The 9,577-nt window shown below is 67.1% G+C and carries 10 protein-coding genes; 3 read left to right on the plus strand and 7 right to left on the minus strand.

From position 1 onward, the window contains the following. Positions 1-665: 665 nt before the first annotated feature. Positions 666-2,681: a glycosyl hydrolase family 28-related protein gene (locus tag VGP60_RS00100; RefSeq protein WP_327545716.1), complete on the plus strand. Its 2,016-nt coding sequence runs from the start codon at positions 666-668 to the stop codon at positions 2,679-2,681. Positions 2,682-2,764: 83 nt separating this feature from the next. On the opposite strand, the gene VGP60_RS00105 is transcribed toward VGP60_RS00100, so the two are convergent. The 4 genes from VGP60_RS00105 to VGP60_RS00120 all read right to left on the minus strand — a co-directional run bounded on the left by VGP60_RS00105 (position 2,765) and on the right by VGP60_RS00120 (position 5,482). Next, a complete protein-coding gene (locus tag VGP60_RS00105; RefSeq protein ID WP_327545717.1) occupies positions 2,765-3,733 on the minus strand; it encodes an NAD(P)-dependent alcohol dehydrogenase in 969 nt (322 codons plus the stop codon). Continuing rightward, positions 3,730-3,963 carry a helix-turn-helix transcriptional regulator gene (locus tag VGP60_RS00110; RefSeq protein ID WP_327545718.1) on the minus strand — a complete coding sequence of 78 codons (234 nt, stop codon included), beginning with the start codon at positions 3,961-3,963 and terminating at the stop codon, positions 3,730-3,732. The genes VGP60_RS00105 and VGP60_RS00110 overlap by 4 nt, the downstream gene beginning before the upstream one ends. After that, positions 3,957-4,385, minus strand: a complete 429-nt coding sequence (locus VGP60_RS00115; RefSeq protein WP_327545719.1) for a hypothetical protein — start codon at positions 4,383-4,385, stop codon at positions 3,957-3,959. Before VGP60_RS00115 ends, VGP60_RS00110 begins: the two co-directional genes overlap by 7 nt. Positions 4,386-4,468: 83 nt before the next feature. Further along, positions 4,469-5,482 (minus strand): aldo/keto reductase, encoded by a 1,014-nt coding sequence (locus VGP60_RS00120; protein WP_327545720.1) that lies wholly within the window; start codon positions 5,480-5,482, stop codon positions 4,469-4,471. A gap of 195 nt (positions 5,483-5,677) precedes the next feature. On the opposite strand from VGP60_RS00120, the gene VGP60_RS00125 reads away from it, so the two are divergent. Further along, the gene (locus VGP60_RS00125) at positions 5,678-6,067 is read left to right on the plus strand and encodes a VOC family protein (protein ID WP_327545721.1); all 390 of its coding nucleotides are present in this window, start codon (positions 5,678-5,680) and stop codon (positions 6,065-6,067) included. Position 6,068: 1 nt separating this feature from the next. Here the strand turns inward: VGP60_RS00125 and VGP60_RS00130 are convergent, their stop codons facing one another. From VGP60_RS00130 to VGP60_RS00140, 3 genes are all read right to left on the minus strand, one after another. Further along, positions 6,069-6,629: a dihydrofolate reductase family protein gene (locus tag VGP60_RS00130; RefSeq protein WP_327545725.1), complete on the minus strand. Its 561-nt coding sequence runs from the start codon at positions 6,627-6,629 to the stop codon at positions 6,069-6,071. After that, positions 6,626-7,450: an LLM class flavin-dependent oxidoreductase gene (locus VGP60_RS00135; RefSeq protein ID WP_327545722.1), complete on the minus strand. Its 825-nt coding sequence runs from the start codon at positions 7,448-7,450 to the stop codon at positions 6,626-6,628. The genes VGP60_RS00130 and VGP60_RS00135 overlap by 4 nt, the downstream gene beginning before the upstream one ends. 170 nt (positions 7,451-7,620) lie before the next feature. Further along, positions 7,621-8,652 (minus strand): medium chain dehydrogenase/reductase family protein, encoded by a 1,032-nt coding sequence (locus VGP60_RS00140; RefSeq protein ID WP_327545723.1) that lies wholly within the window; start codon positions 8,650-8,652, stop codon positions 7,621-7,623. 94 nt (positions 8,653-8,746) lie between these two features. Between VGP60_RS00140 and VGP60_RS00145 the strand changes: the two genes are divergently transcribed. Continuing rightward, positions 8,747-9,406: a TetR/AcrR family transcriptional regulator gene (locus VGP60_RS00145; protein WP_327545724.1), complete on the plus strand. Its 660-nt coding sequence runs from the start codon at positions 8,747-8,749 to the stop codon at positions 9,404-9,406. Positions 9,407-9,577: the final 171 nt, after the last annotated feature.

A 9,577-nucleotide genomic window follows, 5' to 3' on the forward strand; every position in this document is an offset into this window, starting at 1 on the left:
TGCGGTGGGGTTCCATGAGTTCGCCCCCTTTCGTTCTCCGGAAGTAATTCCGCAGTTCGATCCTCGAAGAAGGGGGTCCCGCCAAACAGTGGTTTCCTGGCGCACAACGGAATGGGAAACGGGAAACCCCGCCTCGGGGAAAGTGTCGACATTTTCCCCGGGGGCACGCCAACACCTGGTCGCTGGGCGCGGATCCGGCGGACAGGGCCGCGGTGACCGCGGAACAAGTGGTGCTCGCGTTCGAAGAAGTCACTGCCGCTCTCAGGCACGTATCTCGGCGACCTACTACGTCTGGCACGACGTGCAGGCCGGTGCGTTGAAGTGCTCGGCGTCCTCGCTCGCTCCCCACGCCCTGTTCCTCTCGGACCGCACTCCTGGACGTGTTCCCTTGTCCGAACTGCGCGAAATAGACGACGCCGTGGCCGTGCCGTCTCCGCCGCTGTTCCTCGTCTGGGTTCGCAGGCTCGAACCGGCGGGTTGAGCGCGTACGCAAAGGATCTTGGGTCATTTGCGCAAGTTTTCGAGACAAGCGCGCAACTCTTGGGCAATTCCCCGAATATACGGGGCAACATCTTGTGAGAAGCGGAACGGCGACCTAAGGTCACCTCACCCTCGCGGCCGTCGCGGCGCAGGCTTCCCGCACCCTGAGAGAAACGAGTGCCTCGATGTCACGGAGCATCATCCCCGGGCGATCATGGTGGACAGCGGTCACGGTCACGACGGCGGCCGCCGTCGCGCTGGGAGTCATGGCCGGTGTCGCCACGGCGTCCGCGGTTTCGAGCGCGCCGGTCGTGACGCGGGCTGGTCTTGATCCGTCGCTGGTCGCGGGCCGTGGTGCCCGCGTCGATTTCGTGGAGCAGGAAGCGGAAAACGCGGCGACCAACGGTACGACCATCGGGCCAGACCGATCGGCGTACACGCTGCCGGCGGAGGCATCCGGGCGGACGGCGGTGAAACTGGCGTCGGGCCAGTACGTCGAGTTCACCCTGCCGAGCGCGGCCAACGCGATCACCGTGCGCTACAGCATCCCGGACGCGCCGAACGGCGGCGGGATCACCGCGCCGCTCGACGTCTCGGCCAACGGCGGCCGCGCGAAGACGATGACGCTCACTTCGCAGTATTCGTGGCTGTACAACCAATACCCGTTCTCCAACGACCCCAACGCGGGCTTGCTGCACCCCGACTGGTGGATCACCGAGTGTGCCTGTGTGCCCGCCGCGACGACACCGGCCCCGGTCATCACGTCCCCGTTCCGCCCGAACCACTTCTACGACGAGCAGCGCCTGCTGCTCGGGCAGACCTACCGCGCGGGCGACAAGGTCCGGCTCACGGTTCCGGCCGGGAGCAAGGCCGCGTGGACGGTCATCGACCTCCTCGACTCGGAGCTCGTCGGCAAGCCGCACGTCGATCTTGTCGCGGCGAACGTGCTGCTGTTCGGCGCGGACCCGACCGGGCGGCGTGACTCCGCCGACGCGTTCGACCGGGCGATCGCCTTCGCGAAACGCTGGCACCTCAAGGTCTACGTCCCGCCGGGCACCTTCCAGGTGAACCGTCACATCCTCGTCGACGACGTCACGATCGAGGGCGCCGGGAACTGGTACACCATCGTCAAGGGACACGAAGTCGCGCTGAGCACGCCGGCTCCCGACGGTTCCGTGCACACCGGCGTCGGTTTCTACGGCAAGGACGCCGCGTCGGGTGGCAGCAGGAACGTGCACCTGGCCGGGTTCGCGATCGAGGGCGACGTCCGCGAACGCATCGACACCGACCAGGTCAACGGGGTCGGCGGCGCGATGAGCGACTCGACCGTCGACGGCCTGTACCTGAGGCACACCAAGGTGGGCCTGTGGTTCGACGGCCCGATGACCAACCTGCGGATCACGGACAACGTCATCGTCGACCAGATCGCCGACGGCCTCAACTTCCACACCGGTGTCACGAACTCGCTGGTGTCCAACAACTTCGTCCGCAACTCCGGTGACGACGGCCTCGCGATGTGGTCGGAGAAGACCCAGAACGCGGGCAACACCTTCGACCACAACACCGTGCAGACCGCGGTCCTCGCCAACGGCATCGCGATCTACGGCGGCACGGACAACACGATCTCGAACAACCTGATCGCCGACCCGATCCGCGAGGGGAGTGGCATCCAGGTCGGCTCCCGCTTCGGCGCGCAGGCGTTCACCGGGCACCTGTGGATCACCGGCAACACCACGGTCCGCGCGGGCACCTACGAACTGAACTGGAACATCGGGCTGGGCGCGATCTGGTTCTACGCGCTGGAAAAGAACATCGACGCGGACATCCAGGTCGTCGGCAACAGTTTCCTCGACAACACCTACAACGCGATCATGCTCGTCAGCGATTTCCCGGTGAAGGATCAGTACTCGATCACGAACGTCCACTTCGCCGATACGAAGGTCGACGGCACCGGGACTTCCGTGGTCAGCGGCCGCACCGCCGGTTCCGTGTCCTTCGGCAACGTGGACGCCCGCAACGTCGGCGCGGTCGGGGTCAACAACTGCGGCTCGTTCAACTTCACCCCGGCTGGGTCGGAGTTTTCGATGACGGACCTGGGTGGCAACGACGGCGGCTGGCTCGCCCCGTGGCTGCTGCCGAACACCATCACCTGCGACGACCGCCCGTCCGTGGTTCCCCCGCCCGCCCCCTCCACCTGGTGACACGAAGTCCCCGCCATCTGTCGACAGGTGGCGATCCCTTAGATTGTGAGAGCTCGCCACCTGTCGACAGATGGCGGTTGGATTCAGATGGTGATGACTACTTTGCCGCGGGAGTGGCCTTCGGCTAGGTAGGTGATGGCTTCGGGGGTCGCGCTCAGGGCGTAGGTCCGGTCGATGATCGGGGTGACTTTGCCCGACTCGATCAGGCGGGCCAGGAACTCCAGTTTGTCCAGGCGGGGTAACGAAAGCAGGCCGCGGAGGCGGTGGCGTACGAACGGGGAGAGCAGCGTGGCGCGGAGCTGTCTGTCGGTGCCTTGTAGCCAGCGGCCGCTGGTTTCTCCGCCGACGACGACCAGGGTTCCGTTGGGGGTCAAGGCTTTTCGCAGGTGGGTGAGGGTGCGGTTGCCCGCGGTGTCGAGGATCAGGTCGTAGCGGGTGACGCCGTCGGCGAAGTCGTGGCGGGTGTAGTCGATGACGGTGTCGGCGCCGAGTGAGGTGACCAGGTCCGTTTTTGTCGTGCTGCAGACGGCGGTGACGGTGGCGCCGAAGGATTTGGCCAGTTGTACGGCGAAGGTGCCGATGCCCCCGGCGGCGCCGATGATCAGGACGTGCTGGCCTGGCTGTATGCGTCCGGCGTCGCGGAGGGCTTGCAGGGCGGTGCAGGCGGAGATGGGGACGGCGGCCGCTTGCTCGAAGGTGAGGTTGGCGGGTTTCGGCGCGAGTTTGTCGTGGCGGGCGACGGCGTATTCGGCGAAGGCACCGGTGCAGGTGCCGAAGACCTCGTCGCCCGGCTGGAAACGGGTGACGTTCGTGCCGACGGCTTCGACGGTTCCGGCGACGTCCACGCCACGGACGCGGATCTTGGGGGCGCGGAGGCCGGACTGCAGGCGGACCGGGTAGGGCAGGCCGGTCATCAGATGCCAGACACCCGGGTCGACGCCGGCCGCGTGCACGCGGATGAGCACGTCGTCTTCCCCGGCCGCGGGCAGGTCGACGTCCCTGAGTTCCAGGTGATCGGCTGAACCGTAGGTGTCCTGGACGATCGCCTTCATGACGCTTCTCCTTCGTTGTCCGGGTACTGGAAAACCTCGTCGAGCGGAGCCTTGAACACCTTCGCGATCTGGAAAGCCATTTCCAGGGACGGCGAATAGCGGCCCTGTTCGATGGCGATCACGGTCTGACGGGTCACGCCGATGCGGTTCGCCAGGTCCGCCTGGGTCATTTCCCCGTGCGTGAAGCGGAGCGAACGGATGGCGTTCGTGACCTTGGTCGGTTTCACCACGGCCAGAGTCCCTTGCGGTACGCGACGATCTTCGCGGTGGATTCGATGATCGCCGACAGGACGAAACCCAGGTAAAGCACGTTGGCGATCCAGAAATGGCCGAGTTCGGCCAGCGCCATCAGGAGCGCGGCGACCCCGCCGAGGACGATGAACGAGTGGCCGACGTGCTCGCCGAAGCGGCTGATCTCCCGGTCGCGCTGGTCCTTCTTGTCGGCGTGCCGGGGTGAGCCCAGCCCGGTCAGGATGTCAAGCAGGATCGACGCCGCGATCGCGCCGCCGACGGTCCAGAGCAACGTCGCCGCGTACGGTGCCTCGGCGAGCGGGATCCCTTGTGCCTTAACGGAAATGATGACGAGGTAGGCCGCGTAGGCGACCACCGCGACCACTCCCATGATCCACGTGCGCTTCTCTTCGTGTGGCATGAGAACGAATGTAAAGCAGGCCTGACATCATGTCAAGAAAACTTGACATGATGTCAGACCTGCCGCTTGTCGTGCGGTGGTATTTACCGCCGGCGCAGGCGCTTGTCCAGGATCGCCGGTGACGGAGCGAGATAGTTGTCGGCCGGGTTGATCTCGGTGCCGGGCGGGACGATCTCGTCGATCCGGTCGAGGACGTCCTCGCTCAGTTCGACGTCCGCGCCCGCCAGGAGGTCTTCGAGTTGCGCGGGCGTGCGCGGTCCAATGAGGACGGACGTGACGGCCGGGTGCGAACGGACGAAAGCGAGCGCCAGGTGCGTCAGCGGGATGCCCGCGTCGGCGGCCAGCTTGGTGAGGTCCTGGACCGCGTCCTGTCGCCGCTGGTTCGCCGGGTCGGTCATGTCGAAGGCCTGCGGAGCCGTCGCCACGCGGTGACCCTGCGTCGGGTCCGCACGGCCGGACAACCAGCCGCTGCTCAGCGGGCCGTAGGTCAAAACGCCCATGCCGTAACGCTGTGCGGCCGGCAGCACCGAGCTTTCGATCGTCCTGGTCAGGATCGAGTACCGCGGCTGCTCGGTCCGGAAGCGGTGGTGCCCGCCCTTTTCCGCGGCCCACTGTGCCTCGACGATCAGCTCGGGAAGGAACGTCGACGAGCCGATCGCGCGGACCTTGCCCGCGCGGACCAGGTCGGACAGCGCCGCGAGGGTTTCGCCGATTTCCGTGTCGTGGTCGGGCCGGTGCATCTGGTACAGGTCGATGTAGTCGGTGCCGAGCCGGCGCAGGCTGTCCTCGACAGCGCGCTTGACCCACCGCGGCGAGCCCCCGCTGTGGTTGGCGTCCTCGCCCATCGGGAGCGCGAACTTCGTCGCCAGCACGACTTCCTCACGCCGGCCTTTGAGCGCCTTTCCGACGATTTCTTCCGATTCGCCCCGGGAATAGACATCGGCCGTGTCCACGAAGTTGATCCCGGCGTCGAGCGCGGTGTGGATCATGCGGACCGACTCGTCGTGATCGGTGTTCCCCATGGCGCCGAGCATCATCGTGCCGAGGGCGAAATCGCTGACCGAGATGCCTGTTCCGCCGAGAGTTCTGCGCTTCATTTCGCCTTGTTCCTCGTTTCGGTGGGTTATGTTTTCAGCTAACCACCGGCTGCGGGCGTTCGCCCGCCGAGAAACAGGCATGGTTTTACCCAGGGTCCAGCAGACCCCCTCAGGGAGTTTCCCGGACGCTGTCGAGAACGGCCGAACGGTTCCGACCTCCTTGTGACCCGCACATCAGAGCAGGGAGAGCCGACCATGGGACAGCACGTAGCGCATTTCGAGATCATCGGGACCGATCCGGCCAAGCTCCGCGGCTACTACGGCGAGTTGTTCGGCTGGGAGTTCCAGACCGGTGACGCGGCCACAGGGACGGTTTCGCAGCCGGGCAAGTACGGGTTCGTCGACGGGAGCTCGGCCGGGATCAACGGGGGAGTCGGTGGTGGTGAGGGCTACGAGCACCGCGTCCTGTTCTACATCGGTGTTCCTGACGTCGAGGCCGCGCTCAGGAAGGCCGAGGAGCTCGGCGGGAAACGCGTGATGGGTCCCGAGCCGAAGTCCGGCGGGGCCCTCGGGGTCGGGCAGTTCACCGACCCCGAGGGGCACCTGATCGGCGTCGCCGGCCCACCGCTTCAGCCGGAGCAGTGACTCAGCGCCGGTAGCGCAGGAGTACGACACCGTTGCCGAAGGTCCTGGTCCCCACCAGGTCGAAGTCGATCTTCGTCTCCGGGAACAGCCGGTTTCCGCGGCCGAGGACGACCGGGTTGACGAACAGGTGCAACTCGTCGACGAGGCCATACTCGATGAAGGTCGCCGCGAGGTCGGCCCCGCCCACCACCATGTCACCACCGGGCAGGGCCTTCAGCGCCTCGACCTCGTCGACGTCGACCTCCCGCGCGATGGTGCTGTTCCAGCCCGCTTCGGCCAGCGTCTTGGAGTAGACGATCTTGGGCATGCCGCGCCAGATCCCGGCGAACTCGGCCATCGGCGCGGGGCAGCCGGGATCGGCGTCGGCCGTCGGCCAGAATCCGGCCATCAACTCGTAGGTGACCCGCCCTTCCAGGAAGGCGCTCATCTCGCCGAAATACTCGTTGATGTAGGAGTGCATCTCGTCGTCGACCAGGTGCCAGTCGATCTCCCTGTCCGGGCCCTCGAAGAAACCGTCCAGGGAGACCGACATGGACAGAATGATCTTCCTGATCGCGCTCAGCTCCCGCTCAACCGGGCGACCACCGGCGCGAACTCCTCGAGGAAGGCGCTGTTGACGCTGACGTAGGAGACGTCGAGCTCCTCGCGGCGCCGCTGCAGTTCTTCGGCCATCTGCTCGACGCTTCCGCGCAGCATCGTCAGCGAGTCGTGCTCGATCAGGGTGGCCGCGTCGGCACCGATGAAGCCCTGGATCCACGGCGGCACCTCGTCGCCGACGACGAAGATGTTCATCGCGTACTCGATGTCTTCGGCCCGGTCGCCCGCGGCCGCGCGGACGTCGTCGATCATCGCGCGGGTCTCCGCCCGGGTGGCCAGCGGGCCACTGGCCAGCGTGACGATGTCGGCCTTGGCCCCGGCCAGCGCACGTGCCTTGGGTCCGCCCGCCGCCACCAGGATCGGGGTGTGCTCGTCACCGTCCAGCCCGCGGACGTGGTCGATCGTCTCGGCGACCTGGTCGAGACGTTGCTTGCCCGAGCCGTACGGCAACCCGAGTTCCTCGGCGGCCTCCCGCATCGCCGGGAGGCCGGTGCCGAGACCGAGCTCGAATCGCCGGTCGGTCAGCACCGACAGACTGTGCGACTCCCACGCCGCCGACCTTGGCGTGCGCAGGGGACTCGCCAGCACGAAGGTGCCGACCCGCAGCTCGGTGGTGGCGCCGGCGGCGATCCCCAATGACACCGCCGGGGCAGGCAGGTGCAGGTTGTCTGGAGTCAGCAGCGTCGAATACCCGAGCTCCTCGACCCGGCGCGCGGTGTCACGCCATTGCTTCGCGCCACCCTGCGGTGCCGCGACCACTCCGAACCGAAACGCCTTGCTCGTCAACTCGAACCCCCAAAGTCCGTGGGTCTCCGGCCACAGCCATTATGCGCCCGGCTACGACACTCCGCGTTGGCGCAGGCCGTCAGTGACGCGTCGAGCGCGGCCTGGACCTCCCACTCGAACACCGAGCCGACCTTCAAGCGGCCCGGGTCGACGCGGTGGGGAAAAGGTGATCAGGGAGTCAAGACGACTTTCCCGGCGACGGTGCCGGACTCCGCGAGCCGCATCGCGTCGGCGACCTCGGCGAAGGGCAGCACGCCGGCGATCTGCGCGGTGAGCTGTCCGGCGCGCATGGCCTCGAAGACTTCGGTGAGGTCCTGGCGGAGCCGGGCGTGGAACTTGTGCTTGGCGCGAAGCCCGGCCCAGATGTTGAAGAAATACGCGCTGCGCCCGTTCGGCAACGTGTTCCACAGCAGCACCCGGGCGAGGAGTTTCAGCACCGGCAGCTGCTTGGAACCGGTGTCATCCTTCGTGGCGGCGGAACCGTAGGAGACGAGGGTGCCGCCCTTGGCGAGCAGGCTCCAGGAGTCCACGACACTCCGGCCGCCGACGTGGTCGAACACCGCGTCCACCCCGCCGGGCGCGAGTTCGCGGACCCGGGCGGGCACGTTCTCGGTGCGGTAGTCGATCGGCGTCACGCCGAGCTCGCGCAGTGCGTCGTGATGCCGGGCGGACGCCGTGCCGATCACCTTCACGCCGGCGGCGCGGGCCAGCTGCACGAGTGTCGAGCCGACGCCGCCGTTCGCGCCGTGGACCAGGATCGTCTGCCCGGCCTTGGCACCGGCCTTGCGGTGCAACATCTGCCAGGCGGTGATGCCGTTGACCACGACGGTCTCGGCCTCCACCGCGCTGACGCCGTCGGGGACCGTGACCAGCTCGTCCGCGGCGAGGACCACGTGACTGGCCCATCCGCCGACCTTCGTGAGCGCGGCGACGCGACGCCCGCGCATCGCTGGGTCGACGCCGTCGCCGGTCGAGAGCACGGTCCCGACCAGGTCGTATCCCGGCACGAACGGGAAGGGTGGCTGGTCGTAGTACCGGCCGCGGCGCATCTGCTGCTCGGCGAACGAAATCCCGCTGGCCTCCACGGCGACCAGCACCTGCCCGTCGCCCGGAGCCGGGACGGGGTGGCGTTCCAGCAGGAATCCGTCGGCGTCGACCTTGCCGGGCAAGACCACCTGGACCAGCTGTTCGGTGTCGTTCATGGCCGCCTCCGTTATCGTATGATGCTAAAGTTATAGCATCTAACAGTGGGAGGATGCAATAATGTTCCTGACACGAGTGACAGGAGCCCCTCTGATGACGAGTTCGCCCGCGACGCCCCGAGCGCGCTACCGGGAGCAGGTGCGCGCCGAGGTCAGGACCCTCGCGCTGCGGCAGGTCGCCGAGACGGGCGCGGCCGGGATCTCCCTGAACGCGATCGCCAAGCAGATGGGACTGAGCGGACCCGCGCTGTACCGGTACTTCACCAACCGGGACGAGCTGGTCACCGAACTGATCAGCGAGGCATACCGCGAGCTCGCCGAGACCGTGCGTTCGGCGGCCGACAACGAGGACGATCCCCAGCGAAGGCCCGCGGTCGTCGGGCGCGCGGTGCGCGGCTGGGCGCTGGCCCAGCCGCACCGGTACCTCCTGATCCTCGGCACCCCGGTGCCCGGTTACGAGGCGCCGCCGGAGACCGTCGAAGTCTCCAGGGCCGTGATGACGGTGTTCCTCGACATCTTCGCCGCCCTGCCTTCGGCGTCACCTCGTGAACTGGATAAACACCTTGCCGCGCACCGGGTCTGGACCGGCGGACACGAAGCGTCGCCGGCCGCAATGCGCCGGGCGCTCACGTTCTGGACCCGGCTGCACGGCGTCATCAGCCTGGAACTGGCCGGGCAGTTCACCGGTATGGGCTTCGACCCGGACGTGCTGTTCGAAGACGAACTCGCCACGATCCTGTCCGAAGGCCATTAGTCGCCCGAGGTAGTGAAGGCCTCCTTCACAGCGTTCTGGTCCACTACTTGAAGGGGACCGCGATCCACGCGACCGGGACCCTGCTCAGCACCGGATCGTGGCCGCGCGCGGTGGATCCGGTGGCGGAGTACAACGCCGCCCGCAAGACATCTCGCAGGGGTTAATCCAGTG

It is taken from the genome of Amycolatopsis sp., assembly GCF_036008905.1.
In the GTDB taxonomy this organism is placed as follows: domain Bacteria; phylum Actinomycetota; class Actinomycetes; order Mycobacteriales; family Pseudonocardiaceae; genus Amycolatopsis.